Genomic DNA, 24,435 nt, shown 5'->3' on the forward strand with positions numbered 1-24,435 from the left:
TCGAGCTGAAAAGCGTTGGTCACCCAATCAACGCAAGTCACACCAAAAGGTGCAGTGCCACAAGGCCAGAGCCCGAAGTGGTGCCCAGAACCGGGCCTTGTCTGAGCTATCTCAGACTAGCAAGCCGAAACTAGCAAACTCATCTACTAGTGCTAATTCATTAGCACTAGACCAGTCGGTAGCGGTGGCATGATGCAAGCGATGTCAGGTAACTCCAACCAAACGGCGAGGTCAGAAGCCCCGTCTGTAAGGGCGGGGAGGTTCACTGTCTCGAATGTGTCGTGGGTGCTAATGGCTCGATGGTACTATTCGCGACTTCCACTTTCGCGGCGGATCAAACCAATCGATTGTAAGGCTTGCGCCGCTCAGTGCTAATAGGAATTGGCTTGAATCGTTCCAGGGAGCATCGCCAAGGTCGCAATAAGATGAGCCGATGGCGGTCTCGACATGTGAATCACTACCAGCTCCTGTGGAAACTGAGGTTTTGGTGGCAATGCTTTGAGCTTTTTGGTTGAACCCGTTAGGACTCCACCTAGAGTTGCCGATTTCAATAATGTCAATCATTTTCTCGTTGGCAAGCATAGATAGTGTTTCATAGGTGAGAGAGGTTCTTCCTTGATCACCTGGGTGAGGAACGTAAACTAGTCCACCTTGGTCCCTAATCATCTTGGATGCGGTTCTGGCATCTAGGCCCGGAGGTATTTTTTTTTCGATGAAGAGGCCAATAAGCTCGCCCTCCTTGACCCGAAATTCTTGACCTATGATGATCGTGTCCCCGAGGCGTTCTCGAAGGTTCAATGCGCCCTCAATGGTAAGGTGGTCGGTTACGGCCACCTTATCCAAATTTGAGGATTGGAAGGCCTCTATATATTCTTCGTAGGTGGTGGTTGAATCCCCGGAACGATGAGTATGTGTGTGGAGGTCTATCTTCAACGGCTAAACCTAGGAGCCGCTTAGGTTTATGTTGCCAATTGCTAAAGTTACTCCAGCAGCACCACTCGGTCGTATCGTTAAATCTGAGCCAATCGATCGAATATCAAGGAGCATCTTTTGTAGGTTGGATGCAATCGTAAACTCTTTGATCGGCTCCTTTAATTCGCCGTCGTGGATTCTAATTCCCTCTGCACCAACTGAGAAATCTCCGCTTACTGGGTTGACGCCAGAATGAATTCCTGATACCGATTGAATTAGGACACCATCGGTTATTTCAGAGACGATCTCTTCCTTGGATCTTTCTCCGGGCTCTATGTAGGGAGCTCTGGGGCCCGGAGAGCAGGAGCCCGCGATGCCACCTCGAATAGCAGAGCCAGTGGGCGCCACGCCTTCTTTGCGAGCGGTATAGCTATCGTAGAGGTATCCCTTGAGACTTCCATTTTTGATCAGAAGGTTTTGCCTGGACGCGAGACCTTCGTCGTCGTATTTTGCCGATGAAAAGAATCGTGGATCCGAAGGATCGTCGATTAGGTTCAATCTGCTATTTGCAACATTTTCGCCAACTCTTCCTGAAAAGATTGATCGACCTTTTTGAACTGCCTCTGCGGAGAGGGTGCTGGAGATGATGCCAATAAATGAGGATGAGATATCTGGTTCGAAGACCGCAATCAGATTCGAAGACTTGGGCTTTTTCGCGCCAAGCATTCGTGTGGATTTATAAGCTGCCTCTTGGGCTGCGTATTCTAAGTCGATACCCGCAAAGTCCCTCGAGGCGTGGAGGCCAAAGCCAGTCTGGGTCTCGTCGTCCTGCATAGCTAGGGCGTATGCCCAAAGCCAACAGTAGGTTTGTTGGGTGTAGCTTGCTATGCCTTTTGAATTTACGATAGCGCTCTCTACGCTAACGTCTCCGTAGTTCGATGAATTGAGGGATTTGATGCGACGATCTTTGGAAAGCGTTACCTTCTCAAGCTCAAGGGCAAGGGATATCTTATTTTCAGTTGGTGTATTTGTGATGTCGACCGACCATAGGTTGAGCTTGGGACCATCGACTCCGTCGGGTTCGGCGATCCCCGCGAAAGGATCTTGTGAAGCAAACCGGGAATTATCCCGGGCCTCTTCTAGGGCTCTTTTGAGGTCGTCGTCTTCGAGGGTTCCAGCATATGAAATTCCGACTCTTTTATCCCGGATGACACGAATACCGATTCCTGATGATTCAGATGTGGTAAGCGATTCAATCTCTGAATTGTAGACGCGTATGGAGGTCTCGCGCTCCCAGATTGCATATGCCTCTATCTCTTCGCCACCAAAGGCCATATCGGCAATTCGTTGGCCAATTTTAATTAGATCAGGCACCCGCGGTTCCTCCTACCGTAACAGCTTTAATCCTTAGTGTTGGCTGTCCGCAGCCAACCGGGACACTTTGCCCATCTTTCCCACAGGTTCCAGGTACTATCGAGAAGTCGTTGGCAACGGCATCGATGTTCGCCAGAACTTCTGGTCCGTTTCCAATTAAATTCGCCTCTCGCAACGGGGCGGTTATGCGACCATCTTCAATTAGGTATGCCTCTGTCATTCCAAAGACGAAGTCTCCAGTTGCGGTATTTACTTGGCCGCCACCTAGTTGCGAGACGTAGATGCCGTATTCAGTATCGGCTATGATCTCTTGCGGTGTTGACTCGCCAGGCATGAGATAAGTATTTGTCATTCTAACCATTGGTAGATGGGCGTAACTTTGACGGCGTCCGTTTCCTGAAGAGTCTCGCTTGGTTCTGTCGCCTTGGGTTTGATCCCACATGTAATCGACCAAGACGCCATCTTGGATCAAGGTGTTCTTTGAGGAGATATGACCTTCGTCGTCGTGATGGAAGGTACCCCATTGATCGGTTACGGTTCCATCGTCTAGGAGCGTTACCAATGGACTTGCAACGCTACGACCTATTTTTCCTGCATATACAGATGACTCTTTGAGAACGTGGTCAGCCTCAAGACCGTGACCACACGCTTCGTGGAAGAGGACTCCGCCACCTAAGCCATTTAGGACGACTGGTACTTGTCCGGATGGTGCGGGCCGTGCGGAAAGTTTTAAGATCGCTCGATTAGCAGCTTTGAGCGCCATCTGCTCGATATCTAGATCTTGAAAGATTTCGAACCCCTTGGTCATGGCAACGGTTTCATAACCCCCCTGCATCCCTGTGTCTCCTAATGCAATTGCGGAGATTGAGATTCGAGTTCTTATCTGCTCTTCTTCAACGAAGACGCCATCTGAATTGGCGACCAAAAATCTCCTTAACGAGTCGGAGTATGACGCCCCAACTTGTCGAATGGCCGAACCTGCTGAACGAGCTGCATCATTGAGGTGTTTTAGAAGTTCGATTTTGCGATCTTTTGCTATCGTCATAGGAAGGTTTTTGAGCGGATCGATTGGTGAAAAGACTCGCTCTTGCAGTGCCATTATTTGTCTTGACTTCGAGCTATTTTGCGCAAGCGAAGATGCTGCTTGCGCGGCGCGTAATAGGCCATTCTCGTTTAGATCTGCTGTATGAGCAAAGCCGGTTGTGTCACCATAGCGAACTCTAATTCCGGCTCCTCGAGCTGTACCGGATGAAAGTTCTTCGACGATCGCGTCATCAAGGGATGCCGAAAAGGTGGTCTTTTCTTCTACGAAGATCTCTGCGAAGTCACCACCTCGACTTAGCGCGGATCGGATAACCTTTTCCACGAGATTGGACTCAATCATGAACCATACTCCCAATTTGTTTCGACTATTAATTTAACTTAATCTAGGCGATCTATAGATTAAAACGCTGTTCTAAAGTGGTATCTTGCCATTGCTGGTCTATGGCTGTCGATCGACGATTACTTGGACACTCGCTAAACAATGGTTTTGGCATATACTTCAAGTAAGGTTAACTCAACTAAGCTTGCGACGATTTTCGAGCTAATTGATTGAAGGGGATCGGTAGGGTTGGAGTTTCCCGTCAGTGAATCGAGAGGCGTCTGTAGATTCCAATCAGCCTAAACGATAGAATAAGTCAGTTCTCAACTCCTAAAGTGCGGAAATCTAATGGGTGAAGACCATCTCGAGGGAAAAAATTCAGCAGTTTCAACTATCTCGCAAACATCCATAAAGCGGGCATTCCCTTATCTTCGTTACGTATCGACCTTGGTAATGTTTTATGTTTTGGTTACAAAAGTGGACTGGACCCGAATTGAGCAGATTGGCAGGCGCGGCTTTAGCCTCATAGCCTTTGCCTTTGTTGTTACGCTCGTGGGAATTGCCGTCTCTGTGGTCCGCTGGCACCGAGTTCTAGCCGCACTGGATGTAAAGTCGCGATTTAGGGATCTTATTGAGTTGCAGCTTGCAGGAATGTTCGCTGGCAATTTTTTGCCCTCCACTGTTGGTGGCGACGTGATCCGTGCGAAGTGGCTTGGGTCGGTTTCCAAGGCATCCTCTGACTCTGTGGCATCGGTGGTTCTGGAAAGATTAACTGGTTGGTTGGTGTTGCCGCTACTGGTTCTTTTTGGCGTAGCTAGCGACCCTAGTATGCTACAACTTGGTTCAGTCTCTCAAATGATTATGGTTATAGCATTTGTTACTTTGGTGGCTCTTTTTGTTTTGGTTAGGCTATCCATATTAAAGTGGCAGTTCCCCGTCGCTTCTAAGTTGCGTTTTTTAAATGGTGTAATGTCTTCGATATCCAAGGGTCTCGGAAGGTTTCGCGAGAATCCCACAGAGTTTTTACGCCTTATTGGATGGGCATTTTTATATCAAATATGTGTCGTTGCTGCTAGTATCTTCGCGGCTTCGGCGCTTTCTATCTCCATTGGATGGCGGGCACTATTTGTTTTGGTACCCACCATTGCCATGTTGCAAGTTCTACCACTAACTATTGGCGGCCTTGGCGTTCGAGAGGGTGCTTTGGTTCTTATGCTGCACCCACTGGGAATTCGATCGGCCCCTGCTATTGAGTTTGGTCTTTTGGTCTACGCTATAAATATCGCTGCTTCGCTCTTTGGGGCTCCTAGCTTTGCAATGGGTTCAAAGCGACTCGTACAAAGGCGAGCAGACAACCCTTAGCTGCTCGTTCTCGGATTCGATAGCGATGTATTGAGATTTGCGGTAGATTTGGTCAGCGCATCTGGCTCTTTCGAATGAATCAAATGCAAAAGATTACTGTCTTTGATGGTCCGGCCTTATGATCCATTTAGCTGTGGGTCTAGGATGGCTCGCGTTTTACCGCTGAACCAAGGGTGATTACCTGAGCCTTTAAAATCGACTTTGAATAAGATTAGGTGTGCATTTACTTAGACCGATATCTTGGACGTTTTCGATAAGTTCTAATAAAAGAGCTTTCCGGCCCTGAAATGAGACCACTTTGGAAGTTTAGAACATTCTTTAGTGTTATCTATGTCTGTAAATCTATCGACTGGCTCTTGCTTTTTCAATTGTGTAGGTTAGGCGAGTTCAGATTTTGATCGTGATAGCTGTCGAAGTGTTTCGATAGTTTGATTGAAAGGTCGATGATTCGTTGCGTTTTTCTTGATCTCTAACTTTGGCATGCGAAGGTTTAGATGCTAATTTTGGGAATTTTTGGATTTAGTGATAATTATTCTGATTTTAGAAATAATTTATGGGTGTTTGTTGGCTCAATAAGATGCGATCTATGTTCGGTCTATTTTTGCAGGTTCCTGCTGTGTATTTGCACATGTTGTTAGGTGGTCGATTCGAAGTGAAAGAAAAAACTAAACTAGGCGCTAGGAAAGTGTTTTGACTAAGGAGATGCAGTTGGATCGAGCTCCGGCAGGTTTGCGAACAATTGCCCAATTGGTTGATCGACGCTTGACAAAACTTTTTGACGACGAAAAGCCAAGGTGGGAGCGCGTTGACGACGGATTGATCGTTCCTTTTGAAGCACTTGAGAAGATGGTTGCCTCGGGCGGGAAGAGGCTTCGACCTGCTTTTTGTTACTACGGATACTTGGGCTCCGGAGGATATGGAGACGCTCCTATTCTAGTGGATCTTTTAACTTCTCTTGAGTTGCTACATACTTTTGCCCTATTGCACGACGATATTATGGACGGCTCTTCTACTAGACGTGGCTCATCGACTGTTCATGAGCGATTTATCGAAGAGCATAGGATATCTTCTTACAGAGGTGAGAGTCGACGCTTCGGCGAGGGTATCGGGATCTTGATAGGTGATTTAGCATTTGTCTATGCAGATATGATGATGGAAGCCGCGCCACTTGCGACCCGCAAGATCTACTCTGAACTCCGACTTGAAGTAAATATTGGACAGTACCTTGACCTTATTGGAACTGCCAAAGGTAGGCCGACTGTCGAATCGGCGCAGAAGGTAAGCATCTATAAATCCGGGAAATACACGATCGAGCGACCACTTCAGATAGGCGCCTCTTTGGCCGGGGCATCTTTAGACCAGATGGAGGAACTGTCACGTTTTGGGCTTCCTCTCGGTGAAGCTTTCCAGCTCAAAGACGACCTATTGGGTATCTTTGGCGATAGCACCATAACTGGTAAGCCTGTCGGTGATGACTTGAGGGAAGGTAAGCCAACCACCCTGGTCGCGATGACCATGGACCGCCTGACTGGTCTCGCAAAATCAGAGTTTGAAAGACTGTTTGCCCTTGATCTACCGAATGAGAGCCAGATCCTCGCGATGATGGAGATGATTGAGGATTGCGGATCAAAGGCGATGGTTGAGGATCGAGTCGAGATGCTTGTTGAATCGTCTTTGTTGGCTTTAGACGAGTGCTACCTTTTGGATTCGGCAAAGGCTGACCTAAGAGACCTCGCCGTCTTTATCGCCTCGCGAACTCTCTAGTCTAAGATTAAGGATAGCGATATGAGAATTGCCGTAATTGGCGCAGGATTAGGGGGCCTATCCGCTGCAAGTTATCTTAGGCGGGACGGCTATGAGGTAACTGTTTTTGATAGTGCGGATCGAGTGGGGGGCCGCAGTGGCCTCTTTGCCTCTAATGGTTTCTCTATTGACACCGGACCTTCTGTTCTTACGATGTTAAATCTTTTATCAGATGTCTTCAATGCCAATGGCGCTAACTTATCTGATGAACTTGAACTCATCAAGCTTGACCCAATGTATCGTGCAAATTTTGAGGACGAAGCGGGGCCATCCGGTGGCGGCGTGATATCGGTACGTGCTGGCCAGGAGGCGATGAGACAAGAGATTCGAAGTGTCGCTGGTTCTAAGGATGCAGCTGCATTCGATAGGTTTTGCGCCTATCTAAGAAAGCTATATGCTCTTGAGGTCGAGAACTTTATTGACCGTAATTTTGATTCACCTCTAGATTTCTTGAACCCACTTATGCCAGGGCTGCGCCTTATTCAAATGGGGGCCTTTGGACGACTTGCTCCGCTCGTTGAACGGTATTTTGACGATCCTAGACTTCAGAAGCTCTTTTCTTTCCAGTCTCTTTATGCAGGTCTTTCTCCTTATGATGCCCTGGCCGTCTATGCGGTAATTACTTATATGGATACGATCGAGGGTGTGTACTTTCCTAAAGGAGGAATGAGTGCGATTCCTCAAGCCCTCGCGAAGGTTGCTAAGGCGAATGGAGTGGAGTTTCGTCTCAATTCAAAGGTTTCGCGCATTCTGAGATCAATGGGATCGCGTGGAAGTGTTGTTGGGATTGAACTTGAAGATGGCGAGCGCTTTAGCGCTGATGCGGTAGTGGCCAACGGTGAATTGCCGGGTGTCTACAGAGATTTATTGGGCGGGGAGCAGGCCCCACGCGTATCACGCAAGGGGGAGTATTCACCATCTGCTCTTTTACTTTTGATGGGTATCGATGGTAAACCGAGCGTGGAGCACGCTCATCATAATATCTATTTTGGTAAAAAGTGGAAAGAGTCCTTTGATTCGCTTCTCAAGAGTGGAACGAGAATGGAGAGCCCATCTATTCTGGTGACAATTCCTACTCACAGTGATCCAACTTTAGCACCGGACGGTTCCTCGATAGTCTACGCCTTAGAACCCGTCCCGAATCTTGATGGCAAGATTGATTGGCGATATGAGCGAGACATAGCAATTTCTGACTTTAAAGCGCGTTTAGCTCACAGAGGTATTCTTGGAGCAGGGACCTCGAATATTGTGCTTGAGAAGGCGATAGACCCTCTGGATTGGCAAGCTATGGGAATGGAGAGAGGAACCCCATTTTCTCTTTCGCATCGTTTCTTTCAAACTGGACCGTTTCGTCCGAATAATTACGACAAGAGAATCCCCGGCCTTTATTTTGTTGGATCGTCTACTGTGCCCGGGGTGGGTGTTCCTATGGTTTTGATCTCTGGAAAGTTAGTTGCTCAAAGAATCGGCAAGGCAACTAGATGGTGACCCAACGGGAACTAGATGGCTCCTATGAGCGATGCAGATCTCTAAATATGCGCTTTGGTAAATCGTATTACTATTCCACTTTTCTACTTCCTCAGGCGATGAGGCGACATATACATGCGCTTTATGGCTTTTGTCGATATGCAGACGATATCGTTGACGATCTCGGAGATGTCCCAATTTCTGACCGGGAGAGTGCCCTGGGGGCCTTCGTGGGGCGCTTTTTCAGCGATGTAAAGGTTGGTTTTTCAAATGATCCAATATTGATGGCTGTCGTAGACACGGTTCTTCGTTTTGAAATCGATCTTGATCTTTTTAGTAAATTTGCCGAATCGATGAGGCTGGACTTTTCCAAATTCAGATACGAGACTTATGAAGACCTTTTGACCTACATGGAAGGCTCTGCTGCCGTTATAGGTGAGATGACATTACCAGTTTTGGAGCCATCGTCTAAATACGCCCGAAAGCCGGCTAGGGATCTAGGCTTTGCTTTTCAGCTGACAAACTTTTTGAGAGATGTCTCAGAGGACTTACAGCGTGGAAGAATCTATATTCCGCTTGAAGATATTGAGCAGTTTAAGGCCATGAGCGCTTTTGAGACCAGACGATCTGATTTTGAATTTAGAGAATTGATGCAATTTGAGATCGCCCGAAATAGGGAAATCTATGAGCAGTCCCGTCTGGGGGATCGTTTTTTGCCGCCTCGTTCTGCGGCCTGCGTAGCTGGCGCACGAGAACTTTATTCAGGAATCTTAGAAGAGATTGAATTAGTCAACTTCGATGTATTTGGGAGTCGTGTGAGTGTTGCCCCATGGAAGAAGTTCAGAGTAGCCATTGGCGCGATTGTTGGCTAGTACCGCATCCGCCCTTGCTCGAACTGACTTTGGGACTATTGGGAATAGCATTCCGTAGGGTTCGCCATTGTAGAGGTGGTGGATCTGGTGGGCGTATCTTAGGGGTTCTAGGAATGAAATGGTGGGCACATTGAAGAGCCTCTTATGGATGTAGATGTCATGCATGAATGCATAAGCCGCTCCATAGATGGTAATTCCAATGCCAACTGGAACAAGGATTGAAAATTTTGACGTTGTTGTTCCAAGCGCTATAGCTGCGATGGTAAAAGCGGCAAAGGCTACGGGATAAGCGTCGTTTGCCTCGATCTTTTTAAGGCGAGTTTGATGATGGCTGGCGTGAAGAATCCAACCAAAGCCATGCATTATTAGCCGATGGGCCAAATATGCGATCGGCTCCATCAGAAAGAATGTTGCGATTACAATTGAAACTTTGAAGAGCATGTGGACCTCTTTAGGTTATCTCTAATATATCAGTATAGAGAATCTAAAGATCTAGTTGGAGCAATGCCAGCTAGGGAGTGGTTCTAGAGCACTTATATCTCAAGGTCAGCAGCTATCTGTCTTCTCTTCTCTTTGTCTTAGGCGTTCCCAAATGCTCAAGACCGCTGAGACAAGCGCAAAGCCGTAGAGGAAGTCCTCGATGGGGATGGAAAATGGTATTCGTAAGCCGGAGAAGTGGTTGGGATTATATATGACAATTGGGGCTGAGGTTTTTGTGAGCCAGCCATCGGTCGGGATTTGAAATAGTACGACAATTAAAATTGTGATCCAGAACTCTTTTTTGAAGTAGATCCGGCCTTTCATAACAAAGAGTTCAAAGATTATCGAAAGAGCCACGGCGGCCAGTGCGCCAATGGTGTATGCATGCATGGATCTAGCGCCTCGTTGGTCTTTTTTGTCTTGGCTCTAGCAGCACGTGGACGGCCTCATATGTCAAAAGTGCGCAAATTGGTATGATCAAGAAAAATAGGAGCTCCTCCAGGGGAAGTTTGCCTGGAAGGGTGACGCCGCTTACGTAGCGCTTGGCATAATGCCACCAATTGGCATGGATGGAGTAGATGTCGAAAAGCGAGAAAAGTAGCGCGATAGGTATTAATGAGATTGCCAGTCTGAGCGGCTTGCGGTAGACCTTAGCCCCAATGACGAGTTCCAGTGGCAACGTACCTATGAGGCAGAGCGCTAACACGATTAAGTATTGTAGGTGGTTGATCGACTTCATCTCGAGTCTGTTTTCTGATTCGAAGGCACGCGGGTTTGTCAAATTCCTTATAAAAGCTAACCCAATATTACTAATGGTAGTGCTCAATGTGACTTGATATTGATAAGGTTGGCCCCTATGGCTAAAGCATGGCTATAGCAAGTCAAACTTTGCGCGTCAAGGCGAGCGAAATGGGAAGACCTTTCAACTAGAAATTTGTAGGTGGCCAAGTGTTACCTAGTTCAAGTATTACCCAGTTAAAGCGATCTCACCTCTTATTTGAATCCGAGTTAGGAAAGGTGAGGCATGGTCCAAAGCGGGAACCTTGTCGATTGCTTGTGAGGAAGTTTTGTGCTTTCGTATTTCAAGGGGAGGGATAAAGTCGAACGATCCCATGAGTACTGCTAGCGGCGTTTGGATTAAAGAAGTAAAGTGCCTTTAGTCTAATGATTAATGAATGACCATAAAGCGAAGGTAATAGTTCGATTTGTTTGCTAAATCACGCCAATTGATCCTCGCGCCTCTGATAACGGGCCTAGTTGCGGTTGTTTTGGTAGCATTGGTCCGTTTTGGAAATGATACTGCAGCGCATCTCTACCTAACAGCTCTTTTTGCAAAGTACCATCGCCTTATTTTTTGGGATAATTTTTGGTATTTTGGCAAGTTCCAATTTCTTGGCTACTCCTACATCTACTACCCCCTAGCGGCATTTACGACCACATGGCTACCACCAATCCTTGGTTTGATGGCGATCTCTGGAGTGGTCTCCTCTTTTTGTTTAAAGCTAAAGGCGATCTCTTGGAATGGAGTAGATCCTGATCGACCTGGCTTCCTTGGTAGTTACTTTGGCACGATCTCCACTGCCGTGGCTATTGGTGTTCCGGCGGGTGCGTTAATTCTTACTGGGGCATACCCGTTTTTGACATCGCTGGCTTTTGCGTCATTTGCTATAGTCGCCATGAATAAGCGCTCCTGGGTCTCATATTGTCTTTTTTTGATTTTGGCTGGTGCTACTTCGCCATTGGTTCTTGTTTGGATTTTGGTTGGCGTCACTTTTAGTGCCGTTAGATTCCTCACTAAGGAGTCGGCAAATTATCATCCAATAAAAGTTGCCGGTTTGGGGTCAGCTTGGCTCCGTGCCAAGAAGGCCTTGGGGGTCTTACTTGGTTCGTCAATCACTCGCATTGGCATGGGGCTACCACTTTTAGGGCTTTTTGGCGACTATGAGATTTCAAAGTACTTTGGGATCGGTGGCAAGTATCCATTTTTTGGCTCTGACTTAGGGCTGGTTCTTGGTTTTTCCCTGATTCTCTTGGTTGTTGTGAACGTGTTTGTGGACGATGGAGAGCGCGCCCCCATTGTCATCCCTACCCTTTTGTACATGGCGGGTTCGCTTATTTTGTTCACCGTGTCGACAACGTTAGGTGGGAATATTGCTCGTGTGGGTGAAATCTCACCGATTTTGATTGCCGTCTTGTATCTTTTCTCAAAGGGTTCCACAAGGGGTCCTAAAAGCAGGAAAGTACGATTGGCGGTTTTTGCGCTCCTATATCTTTTGGGCGTTGGGTGGGAATTTATCTCAATCGAAGCTCCGATCTTTGATCCAAGTGCCGCTTGGCTGACAAATAGCTCCAATTGGAGTGGCCTTGTTCGTGTGCTCAAAGCTTCGTACCCTGGGCAAAGGGTAGAATATGTCGACTCTCTTTTGCATGAGGGCTCATATTTTCTAGCTAATAGTCAGATTCCCCTGGCACGGGGGTGGTTCCGGCAAAGCGACTTCAATCAGAATGAGATTTTTTATGGTGTGAGATTGACTTCACGAGAGTACAAAGATTGGCTTTGTAGCAATCAAGTTCGGGCGGTGATTTTGCCTCCGGCCCCCTATGACTATAGTTCGCAACGGGAGGCTCAGATCGTAGCATCACCTTCTACTTACCTTGTTAATCCAATAAAAATTGGAGAGTTCAAGGTCTTTGAAGTGGCTGGTTGTCCTTCGGCGCCACTTCAAATTCGCTCAATCGGAGTAACTACAATTTCAGTCTCTATTGCTAAAGCTGGATCGTATCTATTGCCAATAAATTTCTCGCCATTTGAATCAGCGGTCGGCGCAAAGATTGCAAGAGCAAAGGGAGGTAGGGCCGAGATCTCGGTATCAAAGGGAGGCAATTACCTCATTATGACTGGTTATTGAGAGACTGTGTTGAAATTTCCGTGATAACTAAACGAAAGTTTCCATTTCGAGATGGACTTGCACCTGGCCAGCTTCGACTTGAATCGCCTTTGGTAACCACCATCATCTGATGGAGATGATGGTGGTAGATGCTCTTTAGTAGATTTGATATCTCTGATTACCAGGGGTTTTGGATCCTTTGAAAGAGCGCTCTATGGCGATCCGGCGGAGGATGGCAATGGGATTGTCTTTTTAGCGGCTTGTTTTCTGGCGACGAAGTCGTCTATTCGTTGGTTTGGGGCGAGATCTTCGCTAGGGATTTTTCCTCATCGTATGAGTGCATTTCGATAAACTGTCTTCAAAGACGGACTGGCCGCTAGCGCTAACTGAATTGGTTCTGCGGTCTTAGGCACGAGATTCTGGCTCTTTGGGTTTGCGTGGCGGTTAGGCGCCGGTCGTTCGCGTGAACCCAAAGCGCCGTAATGCAAGGATTGCAAGGAGGACCGACAAGGGCTTTGCTCCTTACAATCTAACAAGCAATCTGAGGGATCGAATCTTGAACTGCCTTGGGAGAGTTTTGCTCTTTTGAGGGCTCTATTTCTAACTCTTTCTGTCTATATAGCAACCCACTCTGGAACTCCACTCTGCATGGTTTCAATTCATAGTCTCATTTTTGGCCATTGTTTGAAAGATTTGATTTTTTTACGCCTTCTCATCGTGCTCTGGGCTATTTTGCCATGGGTACCACTGTCTGGCGGTCGAGCGGATCATCCATCGGCTATCTTTGTTTTCGCGGGCAACTAGGTGGACCCATGCTCCATTGAAGAGTTGCTGAAGGATTTGGTTGGCATCGATGACTTGTTCGATTCGTTCAATGGGCGCCTCTACCAAGGTGAGAAGACGCATCGGTTCGTGGTAGGCCATGTCTTGATCAAAGAGTGATTGACGTGTTAGGCCAACCATCAAGTCGCCGCCCGCACCAAGTATAACTCCCGTATCTCCAACGACGTTGTGGGCTACCTTGTCTCCTGCGGAGAAGGTGGCTGCATCGACACTAGAAAAGTAGTATTGCGCATTTATCCAGTGCGCAACCACCATTGGGGCCGTGAGAATCGCTGTGAGTAAAGTACCGTCGGGGTCGATGCTTGCATTATAGGAGTGAAGAAAGGTACGGCGATTTAGATCCAGACCCGCAGTCGTCGATCGAGGTCCTATAATCATTGCGGCATTACGAGCTAAGCCCCACTCCGGAGTAATCTGTGCCCAATCGCTAGCCCGACGTGCTACGTGGGCCGTACCTCCTCCGGCCGGTGCCCCAGGTAAGGATCTAACACGTTCTTGAGCTAGTTTTTCTCCTGCTTGGATGAGCGCCTGTTTCAGCGACTCTATCTCGCTCTTGTGCGTTAGTGTCGCATTTTGGGTGTCGAGTAGAGTTACCAAATCGATCGATGTGTCGTGCTCGCCTGCGATGAATATGGTTGAATCTGGGATTGCAATGCCGCGTCCAGTCAATCCTGTACGCACGTCGCTGGTGTTTAGGATAGTAGCAAAGATGCGAGCGCTGTTGGCTCCGCGGTTACCACCGCACGCACCACAGTGAAAAGCTGAGAAGAAGGCGTTGTTTTCGGTGCTACTTCCATGGCCACATACCAGCACTATCGGAGCGAAGTTGCCTATTAGACCTATTGCTCTAAGGGTATTTTCGGCCATATTGACTTGTTCGTCGATCGTAAAACTTTCGTTTCTATCGCCTATTTCTATGTGAGTTGAGATCGGTCCCGAACGTTGTCCTCTAGCAAATGAGCGAATAGATGCATACCCTCTTGGACTAATAGTACGTGCAATTGCGATTGCACCGGCTGCAACTCCTGTTGCTTCCGCAAGTACGTAGGCCGAGGTGGCTCCATGGCGAGTCCTCTCAAAAGCGGAATAACTCGCCCTTTCGACCTCTGATATTGCCATTCTTCTTTTTAGAGAACTGCCATTATCTTGATTGGGAACTTCGTAGCTTGAGATAGTCGGCTGCAACAGAACAGGGCTTAATGGGATCGGTGTGGATTCTCCAAATGCGGCGAAGTTGGCTGGGATGCCAAAGAAACCTGCAAAGCCATATGTTTCGATTTCTCCGGCTATATCAGTTGCTTCAAGCTGGCGACGGATTCCTTCTGATCTGACGTCAATACAGAAGATAGCCTGTACGCTCGCCGTCGTGGGTTCATTGGAGAATTCTGAGGAGCTTTCGCAGCTCGATTTCGATTCGATGATCGTCAAAAGCTCATCGCGGTAGTGGTTCTCATAAGCACGTAAGATGACAGCGCTCTGGCGGTCCGGTGAAAGTTGGGATAGGGCTTCCCAGCCGGATCTGTTTGAATTATCCTTCGTCGTCGCTCTTTTCCTCTTTGGTTCATGGGTCAGAGGAGGGCAAGATGCGTTGGTTTTTACCGAGGTGATCTCTGTGGTTTTCAAGGCATTAGCCACAACCGCTTCGTAGACAAGTCCTACGGCAAGCAGGCTATCCAAGTAGAGTTTCGGCCCCGGATGTGATGGATCGGCCCATTGTGAGCGCCACTTTGCATGTCCTGCCCAACCCAATAGCCGAGTTAGGGTGAGCCGAAATAACTGTATGTGTAGCTCTTGAGGAGCCTTGAGATCTTCTAGCGCTTTTGTAATTGCTATTAGTGGAGTCTCTCCGAAGGCTCCTAAGGATTTGTGTTCCTTTTTCCCTACGATTTTTCGCGCTGCCGGATCGATAACGACGTGTCGCCTCCAATAGTCGTAGAAGCCATTTTCGGCATTTTTATCGGAGGCAGTTAAAAAAGAAGCACACCACTTTGCCATCTCTTCTTCTATCATTGTGGAAAGTTGAGTACCGTGGATGTGATCGATGAGTTGACTCGGAAGGACCATTTCGAGGGGTTCAATCTCTTTCTGGTATTGTTCGGCCAAGATATTCGCCTCTATAGTTGCTTCGTCGATATCCTTCGAGATGAGACGAGACTGCTTTATTGCTAAGTCAGCCAGACTCTCGGGGAGGTACCCGTCAATACCGAGGTATTGACGGGCGTAGCGAATGGCGCCATGAAACCCCAGGTCGCGAAGGTCCCATAGGGGATTTACGGCGACGAAATTCGTCAATGGCCATATGGGTGCGAGCACTTCTGCGGCTTGTTCTATCTCTTTGATAAGCGAGAGGGGCTTGGAATTTTGAACACGCTCTTTTTTCATGCTGCTGCTTCTTCTTTTTCGATGGAACTTTCGGATTGCATCAAGATTCGTTGGTATTGTCGTCGGCTTGTCTTTGGCGGCGAAACTTTGGCCCAGGTATTTGGGATGTGGTAAAAGCCATGGCGGCTAATACTGCCGAAGTTTATTGACCACACTCGAAGGTGACGTTCGAGTGTGGGTATTGTGCTAAGGCGTTCCAATCCCAAGGCCACTCCGAGGGCGACTATGAGCCACCATGGTGAAAGCGCTCCAGAGGGAACAACCGCCAAAGAGGATGACATCCAACGATCAAGACCACCGAGGATCGCTCCATAGGCCGCTGAACCAAGGAGAGTCGCCCCTGCAATGGTCACAATGAGTTTTGGTTTGCCAGCTAGGTTCCGGGCAGCGTTTGATATAGCAACGTAGATGGTGCAAGCAACGAATCCGAGCAAAATGAGACCTCCTCGATGACCCGATGCTCCGGGATAAGCAGCCGAAACTGCGACCAAGGCACCCAGAGCTGCGATGGCTTTTGTCTTTATGGGCGGGTGATTTGCTTTGGCTGGCGCGTTGTGGCCGCTAGGCTTTCCAATCGCTGAAGGTGAATTTAGAAATCGAGAAGCTTTGTATGTGCCATGTCCCAGGAGATGCATGAGTGTGGCTAGGTTTGCACCGATAGTCGCTTCACTAATCATAAATCCCATCTGGGAGATGGTAGAGATGGTGAGTTCGCCTTTTATGTCGCTGCGAAAGCGGATCGCTAGAGCTGCAACTATTGCGGTTATGGTGACGATGGCAAAGGCGAGAGCGGTTACCAAGTTCGATGACTCTGCGAGTACACCTATTCGTAGTAGTAAGATGCCACCTCCATTTACCACTCCAGCGTGAAGTAGAGCGCTGACAGGCGTGGGTGCGTTGACTGTTGGTGGCATCCAACGAGCCGCTGGACCTTGAGCGCTTCGAATGAGGATGGCCACCATCAAAAGCGCGCCAACTGGCAGAGCCTCGCCTCCGAGTGCAGTTAGGGCCTCGTGTTGTGCGCTAAGGCTTGTGATGTTGAGATTTCCTACACGGTTGAGCACAAGAAGCACAGCACCCACCATAGCGATCGCCCCTATGGAAAAGTAAGTCAAAGTGCGTCGAAGGGCTTCAGCTACTCCAGGAAGTTCTCGACGGTAAAAGAGCAGGGCAAGAAAGGATGCATCCGCTATGATCCATGCACAAGATAGTACCGCGAGAGTGGTTGCCGTTGCAACGGCTATCGAGGAGGCAATTAGCACCTGGGACGCGACAAAGTACCGTCTATTGAGCAGGTCTTGCTGGAGAAAGCGCAATGAAAATGTTGATACGATAGCGCCGATCGTAGCGATGAAGATCATCAGGACGGCACTAAGACGATTTGATGCGAAGTAAGGGTGCTTTGTTATAGGAATCAGAGAGATGTGAGAGAATATATTAGCGCCAGTGGATACCTTGACCATAACCAATAGGGCACACGCTACAACTAACCAGGCGGCCCATACGCTCAATCGCGCTACCCAACGACGAGGTACGAGACACAGCACGCCTGCGGCGAAAAGTGGTAGCACGACAGTGGCTGTTGAGCCATTTAGAGCTATTCCAGTATCCAACTCTTTAACCTCCGTTTGTGGCGATATTTAATCAATTACATAGATTATATATACGAAAAGTAATTCATGAAACAAATATCGTATAATTTCAATAAACCCTTGTGTTGACGTAGGTGGTTACCTGTCAGCGTCGACGAGCGCGTTGGTGACGATGGTAAAAATGCTGAGAGGTTGGATTTCGATCCGTGTTGATTGCCACTTCCTGCGCATGAGTTAGTCTCACCTTGGCAAGGGTCTACGGAGCAGAACTGCTATTGTGCTTCTGACCTTATTTATTGGCACGTCAGCGCATTTGTCCGAGTGATTTTTGCCTGGATTAATTTGTAGCAGATTGATCTGTGGTGTCAAATTCGCAACGGAAGGATATGGGCTAGATGGTCTAGTGTTGGAATGGCTGAAGCCTGAAGCTGCTGGCTTTAGTCTTCGTAGTTTTGTTCGTCTTTACCATCAGACAAAGGAGATCCAGGCCCACCAAAATTGCGGGTTTAGCATGGGCATAAGTTTTTGGCCGACTGAAATTGCCCAAGATTCATCCCTGATGCCGGTTTCATCGTTCGGAGATCGAGCAAGCGGTTGGAGTTTGCTTAAATTTTTACTGACTTGGCTGGTGTTTATCGAGTCGTCGCTAGTTTTATTTCGTCAAAAGACGTGTCAAGAATCACTATATGTGGCTAATTACTACAAATAATTCCATATGGTTCCGCATAACTTCTAGACTTGGTTTATCGTTGATAGCAATGTTCATCTACATGAGAATCGCAGGAATGTCGGTTTGTTGCATGATGTTCAATAATGCGAAACACCGTTGAAATTGGAAACTGTTTCAACTATGGGGTTTAGCTAAGGTGCAGCGTCGACGATCGACGACGACTGCGGAGGTGAGCTTTGACAGTTCTTGAGAATATAGATGGTCCTTCAGATCTGAAACGCTTGACAAGCGGTGAACTGATTAGACTTTGCGCGGAGATTCGAGAGTTTATAGTTGATAAGGTCAAGGTAACAGGTGGCCATCTCGGTTCGAACCTTGGAGCGGTTGAACTAACCGTAGCAATTCATTTATCCTTTGAATCCCCAAAGGACGTCGTTCTCTTTGACACGGGCCATCAGGCATACGTCCATAAGATCCTCACAGGTCGACGTGACATGTTCGACACTTTGAGACAGGAGGGTGGTCTTTCTGGATATCCAAGCCGAAGTGAATCAGAGCATGATTGGATTGAGAATTCACATGCATCTACGGCTCTTAGCTACGCTCATGGTTTAGCATGTGCCATGAATTTAGGTCGCGGTCCACTGGTTGGAACCTCCGATGCTCAAGTCGCTTCGGATCCAACTCGTTATGTGGTCGCTGTCGTTGGTGATGGCGCTCTTACGGGAGGACTAGCGTATGAGGCGCTAAATAATATTGGCCACGGAAATAAGAAAGTGATCATAATCTGGAACGATAATGGTCGAAGTTATGCACCAACCATCTCAAGGTTATCTTCATCAATTACAAAGATACGACTCAACCCAACCTATATTCAAGCTAGAGGTCGCATTCGCCAGATCCTTAGCGAATTCCCACGGGTGGGCTCTATAGCATCCTCTGGCATAGTTGGCTTGACTACGGCGCTTCGTGAGGCAATTGAGCCTCGCGTCTTTTTTGAAGCTTTGGGAGTCCGCTATACTGGGCCGATCGATGGCCACGATATCTCTGCGATGGGGTATGCCTTAGCTGGTGCCAAGGAGTGGGATGGCCCAATCGTAGTTCACGTCATGACACACAAGGGCCATGGATATGGTCCAGCCGAGCAGGATGAAGTGCAGTGTCTGCACGATCTCAAGGTTGCCCCTCTCGTCGCGATAAAGAATCGAGAGTCTTTTACCGATGCCTTTTCTGAGAAATTGATTGAGATCGCATCGCATCGTTCAGAGATCGTTGCGATTACGGCTGCCATGCCAGGGCCAACCGGTTTATTGAAATTTGAAGCTAACTTTCCAGAGCGTTTTTTTGATGTTGGTATAGCTGAAGCGCATGCGGTTACTAGTGCGGCCGGGATGGCGATGGGTGGGCTACGTCCAGTGGTAGCGATTTATTCGACTTTTATAGCTCGCGCCTTCGATCAAGTAAATCTTGACGTCTCGCTCCACAATCTTCCAGTCGTCTTTATCTTAGATAGGGCTGGCATCACAGGCGATGATGGCCCAAGTCATCATGGTCTGTTGGACATGGTAGAGATGTTGGCAATACCAAATCTAACGATCTTTGCGCCATCGGGTACAGATGCACTTCGGAGTGCCCTTGAAGCGTCTTTGAACCTTTCGGGACCTGCGGTTATTCGATTTCCAAAGACTACTGGAGTCACGACGCTCGATGGTTTGCTTCCTCCCTTAGATCCGTTTGCAGCTCATAAATTATGCGGCGGCAATGGCTCTATTGCGATTGTTGGGGTTGGAAAGATGGCTGAGTTTGCGCTTGAAGCTGCGAACCTTCTTGAGGACCAAGGTCTAGATGTGACAGCTTGGGATCCTCGCATCATTAAGCCTCTGTGCTCTAAAATGATGCGAGAACTTACTAGTATGACCCATGTATTTGTTGTTGAAGACGGATTTGTTCCTGGTGGAGTGGGCTCTCATCTCTCGTATCAACTCAACCAGAGCCAACTAGTAGATCCGACCGAGGTGGTCCAATTGGGCGTCCCGATTGGATTCATAAAGCAGGGGAAACCCAACGATATACTAGCTCGCTTAGGGCTGGATGGTATTGGCATCGCAAAGAGTGTTATGGCGCATCTAAACCACAATCAAATCGCATAGTTACTTTAGATTTGAGCTATAGATGAACTTCGAGGTGCTCTTGGCTTTCGGCAATCAAGCTACTTCTGCACTTATTTTTTCAGCGGTTAGCGGCTCGATAGCCTTTGCACCTTTGAAGCCCGGGGAAGCTACTGCCTTTGATACTTCAAAGAAGGTCGGCTTTGAAGCCAAGGTGTAGGTAGAGATTTCACTTAGGAGTTTATCTGACTCGCCTTTGGAATCTATTTCCCCGTTGATCCACTCCCCAAGGAGATCTTGCGGGACAAAGCAGGGCATTCTGTCGTGGATACCAGAGATGGTTTCATTTGCATCGCGAGTTAAAATAACGAATGAGAGCAACCCAGTGGTTCTATCTGGAACCTCGAGGCCTGCCAGTAAAGAGATGTCATTCGAATCGAGACGAATGAAGAATGGGATCTTTTTGCCATTTGAGGTCAGCCATTCGAAATAGCCATTTATAGGTATCGCAATTCGGCGATTTCGAAGCGCTTTTGAAAAGGAAGCCTTTTCATTGGCAGTTTCAGAGCGCGCATTGATTATTAGTTTTGTTCTAGCTGGAGTTCCAAAGGTAAAATTGGCTCCAAACGTTTCAAAACCAAGATAGGACACTTCGGTTTTTGCGCCCTTTATAACAATAGCCCGCTCGCTTGGTGCGAGGTTAAAGTTCTCATTTGCCGCGATTTCGACGAGAGATTCGTCTTTGACTATTTTGCCAATTTGTGGACTTTGATATTTTGAGATAATTTCTGAGATAGATATATTCTGAGTAAACCTGCCGCACATTTAAAAAGCCACCTTAGATTCTAATACCCTAACCCTAGCCGTAATAGTTGGAGTTTGGTGGGAAATCGTATCATTAGCTGACTTTGGAAGAATTATTCCCGGTTTTTGGGCTGTAGTCTGTCGAGATTGAGGCTATCCATGCGGAGAATGTTCAGGTTTTGATGGCGTAGAGAACTAATGACTTTCCAATTGATGGATCAAGAACCCTTTTCTCGAAGGTATCTAAGCGCTCGAGTCGGCCAGACATTTGCTTGATCAATAGATCTTGGTATCTTCGAATCGGCGATAAATTGGTTTTTTCTAACCCCAGCAGTGTCTTTAGCCACCAGTAAGGTGAGTGAAGACCATGTGCATATGAGACCATAACTACATCCAAGTTAGCTTGTGCGATTCGTTGGAGAAGTTGGCGTTTTCGGTAGATCCTTATGTGTCCACCCTTGACGCTATGGTACTCCTTGGAGAAGATCCAGTTTAATAATTCCGGCATCGCTCGAGGTACTGAGATCGCGATCATTCCGCCGGCCTTTGTGACCCGGTTTATCTCTCTTAGGACGACATGGTCTTCTTGAATGTGCTCGAGGATCTCCGAGACGATCACTATATCAAATGAGTTGTCATGGAAGGGGAGACCCCTGGCGTCACTCACAGCCAGTGAGAGAATCTTGGGTGATGTGTCGTCTTTGATGTCTAGATAAGCCAACGTCTCGTCCAGGGCCGCTGGAATTGTTTGAAGTGGAGTTGGGTCGATTTCAACACTTACTACGCTGGCTCCGCGAATTATGGCTTCGATACTGTGTCGACCCGCTCCAGCACCTAGGTCGAGGACCGATTTTGTACGCAGATCGCCAAAACGATCAAAGTCGAATGTCTTCATGAAATTTCGCCTGTCGCATCCTCAAGATGTAATGGTTCATTGAAGTTGACCTTTAAAACATTGGGCGATGGTATGGGGTCTTTGCTTCTTGCAATAGCGAGATTATATTGTTCAACGGTGGCAATAGCTGCGCTCTTCCAGGAGTAGTTTGCTAGAACCCGAAGACGACCATGGTGTGAAAGTGATGCCCCAAGTTCGCTTGAGTCAAAGATCATCGAGATTGAGTCTGCTAGTGATTCTGGATTCCTGGCCTTGGCAATTAGGCCTGCTACCCCATTTTCACCTACCACTTCTGGTAAGGCGCCGCCATCGGTGGTGACAAGGGGTGTTCCACAGGCCATGGCCTCAACGGCCGGGAGAGAAAATCCTTCATACACGCTTGGTACACACGCCACCTGGGATGTAGAATAGCACCGCACCATCTCCTCGTGAGTCACCTTGCCGACAAATTCTACATGACCGCCAATGCCAAGCTCTTTTACGAGTTGATGTACTTCGCTATTGGATTTGCGTGCTCCCAGTACCTTTAGAGTCACGTCAGGATAGTTAATACTTAGGATTTTTACAGCTTCCACAAGGTATTTGAGCCCTTTTAGTACGACGTCCGCACTAGCTGTGGTTACGATTTGGTGTGGTATCGGTGTTATTCCATCAATGGGTCTAAAGACTGTGGTGTCTACGCCTATCGGAATAACGGTAATCTTTTCGGGATCTAGTTTCATCCCTGTCACCATGTCATTTTTTGATGCCGTGGAAACTGTAATTATTGATTCATATCGTCTTGCGACTTCGCATTGAAAGCGAACGAAACCGTACCAGCGCCTCGCTCCTAACTTGGCAAGCATTCCCTTGGCACCTTTTATATCAAGTGTGCGGTCCACCGTGATTGGATGGTGGATAGAAGTCACGCTAGGAACATTGTCAAAGGACAGTCCCAGTAACGACCAGTTTAGGGACTGGTTATCGTGGATGACGTCAAATTCCCCAATGCGTCGACGAATCTGACGGGCTGCTCTGTAGCCAAAGACTCTTGGTTCGGGAAATGAGCCAGTTGACATCAATGCAAACTCTATTAAGTCGAACATGGACTTGAACTCCGTGAGTTTGGGAACTCTAAAAGGATCTGGCTCACGATAAAGGTCGAGAGAGGGGAGTTTGACGAGCTCAACCCGTTCGTCTAGATGAGGATATGGAGGTCCTGAAAATACTGTAACTTTGTGGCCCAAGTCGCAGAGCGCCGCCGTTATATATTTTGTGTAGACACCTTGACCACCTGAGAAAGGATTTCCTCGATATACGCAGAATGCAATTCGTAGAGATCGCGATAGATCATCCGCCAATGTGAAACCAACCTAAAACTGTCTGCCCCATAAGTACTAAAGACAGACTAGACACGCCAACAACCGTGGCAGTCGCAACACCTCTGAATATACGGCCATTAGCCGCGTCTCCGAGTATGGACCGCTTGTTTGCTAACTTTAATATGAATACCAAGATAACTGGAGTCACTAAACCTTGGAGCACTTGGGAAAAGACTAGAAGTTTGATTAGACTGCCCGGGACTAGGGCTACAGCTGCTCCAATTGCAATTTGAACTGTGAAGATACCGAGAAAGACGGGGGCGTCCTTTAACGATCGAGAGACCGAACGTTCAAATCCAGCTGCCTCTGCGATGGCGTAGGAGGTGGATAGGGGAACTACAGCAGCAGCAAGGGCCGAAGCACCAAAGAGGCCAGCTGCAAAGATGTAAATATCTGCGGCCCCTGCTACAGGACGAAGGGCCCGTGCCGCTTGAGAGGCAGAGGTGAGTGGTCCACTGCCCCCAATTGCAGCAGCTGTAGCAATGATCATAAACATGGAGATGATATTCGCGAAGATTGCCCCGCCGACGGCATCAAAACGCTCCAATGGATAGTCGTCCGGGCTTACCCCTCGGTCGACCACTCCCGATGCAGCATATAGCTGCATATAGGGCGAGATGGTGGTGCCAATGAGAGCTACTGCTAGGTAGATGTAATTCTTGGAAAGGACGAAATGTGGAATTACTAGATTGGTGGCTATTTGGCCAAATTTAGGGTGACTAAGGAAGGCCGCAATTGGATATGCAAGAAATGCGAGCGACATAAACAGAAAGATTCTCTCAGCGTATCGATATGAACCTAGAAGTACCAGCGACCAGACACCGACTGCTGCGATTGGAACTGAGATATATCGAGAGACCCCAAATAGCTCCAGAGATGCGCCAATCCCAGCAAATTCTGAGACTACAAGGCCGAGATTGGTTACAACTAAGGCGACAATGGCCAGAAAGGTGAGACGGATTGAGAACTGTTCCCGAATGAGGCTTGCTAATCCCTTGCCCGAAAATGTGCCAAGGCGTGCCGACATCTCTTGGACCACAACAAGGCCGACTGTTACCAATAACATAAAGAAGAGGGTCTTGTAGGCAAATTGAGAGCCAGCCGATGCGTAGGTGATAACTCCGCCGGCGTCGTTTCCAGCGTTTGCAGCGATTAATCCGGGGCCAGCAGCTCCGAGGTAGGCGATAATTCCAAACTTTTTCTTGGTGCTGAACCGAGGCTCCTCACCAGAATCATTCTTTCGTGGCTCTTGCATTTAA

General features: G+C 47.9%; 18 protein-coding genes. 6 read left to right on the plus strand and 12 right to left on the minus strand.

Annotation, left to right across the window (positions count from 1 at the left end; genetic code table 11):
• Positions 1-288 precede the first annotated feature (288 nt).
• From ACIDITHRIX25_RS82705 to ACIDITHRIX25_RS82715, 3 genes are read right to left on the minus strand one after another with little or no spacing between them, the layout of a single operon-like run.
• Positions 289-933 carry a PHP domain-containing protein gene (locus ACIDITHRIX25_RS82705; RefSeq protein ID WP_201731898.1) on the minus strand — a complete coding sequence of 215 codons (645 nt, stop codon included), beginning with the start codon at positions 931-933 and terminating at the stop codon, positions 289-291.
• Positions 934-942: 9 nt separating this feature from the next.
• The gene (locus ACIDITHRIX25_RS82710) at positions 943-2,286 is read right to left on the minus strand and encodes a TldD/PmbA family protein (RefSeq protein WP_201731899.1); all 1,344 of its coding nucleotides are present in this window, start codon (positions 2,284-2,286) and stop codon (positions 943-945) included.
• Positions 2,279-3,670, minus strand: coding sequence for a TldD/PmbA family protein (locus ACIDITHRIX25_RS82715; protein WP_201731900.1), 1,392 nt, complete (start codon positions 3,668-3,670; stop codon positions 2,279-2,281). The genes ACIDITHRIX25_RS82710 and ACIDITHRIX25_RS82715 overlap by 8 nt, the downstream gene beginning before the upstream one ends.
• Before the next feature lie 327 nt (positions 3,671-3,997).
• Here ACIDITHRIX25_RS82715 and ACIDITHRIX25_RS82720 point away from each other — a divergent pair, with 327 nt between their 5' ends.
• The 4 genes from ACIDITHRIX25_RS82720 to ACIDITHRIX25_RS82735 all read left to right on the plus strand — a co-directional run bounded on the left by ACIDITHRIX25_RS82720 (position 3,998) and on the right by ACIDITHRIX25_RS82735 (position 9,153).
• On the plus strand, positions 3,998-5,011 hold the full coding sequence (locus tag ACIDITHRIX25_RS82720) for a lysylphosphatidylglycerol synthase transmembrane domain-containing protein (RefSeq protein ID WP_201731901.1): 1,014 nt from the start codon (positions 3,998-4,000) through the stop codon (positions 5,009-5,011).
• A 708-nt stretch (positions 5,012-5,719) separates the two neighbouring features.
• Positions 5,720-6,775 carry a polyprenyl synthetase family protein gene (locus ACIDITHRIX25_RS82725; RefSeq protein WP_201731902.1) on the plus strand — a complete coding sequence of 352 codons (1,056 nt, stop codon included), beginning with the start codon at positions 5,720-5,722 and terminating at the stop codon, positions 6,773-6,775.
• Between the two features lie 21 nt (positions 6,776-6,796).
• Entirely contained in the window at positions 6,797-8,302 is a 1,506-nt protein-coding gene (locus ACIDITHRIX25_RS82730; protein ID WP_052605734.1) for a phytoene desaturase family protein, read from the plus strand.
• Positions 8,296-9,153: a phytoene/squalene synthase family protein gene (locus ACIDITHRIX25_RS82735; RefSeq protein WP_201731903.1), complete on the plus strand. Its 858-nt coding sequence runs from the start codon at positions 8,296-8,298 to the stop codon at positions 9,151-9,153. Before ACIDITHRIX25_RS82730 ends, ACIDITHRIX25_RS82735 begins: the two co-directional genes overlap by 7 nt.
• Here ACIDITHRIX25_RS82735 and ACIDITHRIX25_RS82740 read toward each other — a convergent pair.
• The 3 genes from ACIDITHRIX25_RS82740 to ACIDITHRIX25_RS82750 form a co-directional block, all read right to left on the minus strand.
• The gene (locus ACIDITHRIX25_RS82740; protein WP_082058652.1) at positions 9,067-9,594 is read right to left on the minus strand and encodes a sterol desaturase family protein; all 528 of its coding nucleotides are present in this window, start codon (positions 9,592-9,594) and stop codon (positions 9,067-9,069) included. The two genes, ACIDITHRIX25_RS82735 and ACIDITHRIX25_RS82740, sit on opposite strands and share 87 nt — an antisense overlap.
• A gap of 105 nt (positions 9,595-9,699) precedes the next feature.
• Positions 9,700-10,023 (minus strand): lycopene cyclase domain-containing protein, encoded by a 324-nt coding sequence (locus ACIDITHRIX25_RS82745; protein ID WP_201731904.1) that lies wholly within the window; start codon positions 10,021-10,023, stop codon positions 9,700-9,702.
• A gap of 4 nt (positions 10,024-10,027) precedes the next feature.
• A complete protein-coding gene (locus ACIDITHRIX25_RS82750) occupies positions 10,028-10,372 on the minus strand; it encodes a lycopene cyclase domain-containing protein (RefSeq protein WP_249685808.1) in 345 nt (114 codons plus the stop codon).
• A 466-nt stretch (positions 10,373-10,838) separates the two neighbouring features.
• Between ACIDITHRIX25_RS82750 and ACIDITHRIX25_RS82755 the strand changes: the two genes are divergently transcribed.
• A complete protein-coding gene (locus ACIDITHRIX25_RS82755; RefSeq protein ID WP_201731905.1) occupies positions 10,839-12,542 on the plus strand; it encodes a hypothetical protein in 1,704 nt (567 codons plus the stop codon).
• A gap of 681 nt (positions 12,543-13,223) precedes the next feature.
• Here ACIDITHRIX25_RS82755 and ACIDITHRIX25_RS82760 read toward each other — a convergent pair.
• Together ACIDITHRIX25_RS82760 and ACIDITHRIX25_RS82765 are read right to left on the minus strand one after the other, a co-directional pair.
• Positions 13,224-15,746, minus strand: a complete 2,523-nt coding sequence (locus tag ACIDITHRIX25_RS82760; protein WP_201731906.1) for a DUF2309 domain-containing protein — start codon at positions 15,744-15,746, stop codon at positions 13,224-13,226.
• Positions 15,743-17,359 (minus strand): proton-conducting transporter transmembrane domain-containing protein, encoded by a 1,617-nt coding sequence (locus tag ACIDITHRIX25_RS82765; RefSeq protein WP_201731907.1) that lies wholly within the window; start codon positions 17,357-17,359, stop codon positions 15,743-15,745. Before ACIDITHRIX25_RS82765 ends, ACIDITHRIX25_RS82760 begins: the two co-directional genes overlap by 4 nt.
• A gap of 885 nt (positions 17,360-18,244) precedes the next feature.
• Here ACIDITHRIX25_RS82765 and dxs point away from each other — a divergent pair.
• The gene (gene dxs / locus ACIDITHRIX25_RS82770) at positions 18,245-20,158 is read left to right on the plus strand and encodes a 1-deoxy-D-xylulose-5-phosphate synthase (RefSeq protein WP_201731908.1); all 1,914 of its coding nucleotides are present in this window, start codon (positions 18,245-18,247) and stop codon (positions 20,156-20,158) included.
• Positions 20,159-20,212: 54 nt separating this feature from the next.
• Here dxs and ACIDITHRIX25_RS82775 read toward each other — a convergent pair whose 3' ends face one another.
• From ACIDITHRIX25_RS82775 to ACIDITHRIX25_RS82790, 4 genes are all read right to left on the minus strand, one after another.
• Positions 20,213-20,941, minus strand: coding sequence for an SOS response-associated peptidase (locus ACIDITHRIX25_RS82775; protein ID WP_201731909.1), 729 nt, complete (start codon positions 20,939-20,941; stop codon positions 20,213-20,215).
• A 151-nt stretch (positions 20,942-21,092) separates the two neighbouring features.
• Positions 21,093-21,815, minus strand: coding sequence for a class I SAM-dependent methyltransferase (locus ACIDITHRIX25_RS82780; RefSeq protein ID WP_201731910.1), 723 nt, complete (start codon positions 21,813-21,815; stop codon positions 21,093-21,095).
• Complete coding sequence (locus ACIDITHRIX25_RS82785; protein WP_201731911.1) at positions 21,812-23,155, minus strand: glycosyltransferase family 4 protein; 1,344 nt, start codon at positions 23,153-23,155, stop codon at positions 21,812-21,814. Before ACIDITHRIX25_RS82785 ends, ACIDITHRIX25_RS82780 begins: the two co-directional genes overlap by 4 nt.
• Positions 23,145-24,431, minus strand: coding sequence for an NRAMP family divalent metal transporter (locus ACIDITHRIX25_RS82790; RefSeq protein ID WP_201731912.1), 1,287 nt, complete (start codon positions 24,429-24,431; stop codon positions 23,145-23,147). The genes ACIDITHRIX25_RS82785 and ACIDITHRIX25_RS82790 overlap by 11 nt, the downstream gene beginning before the upstream one ends.
• Between the last annotated feature and the right edge of the window lie 4 nt (positions 24,432-24,435).

This window comes from Acidithrix sp. C25, from assembly GCF_904848545.2.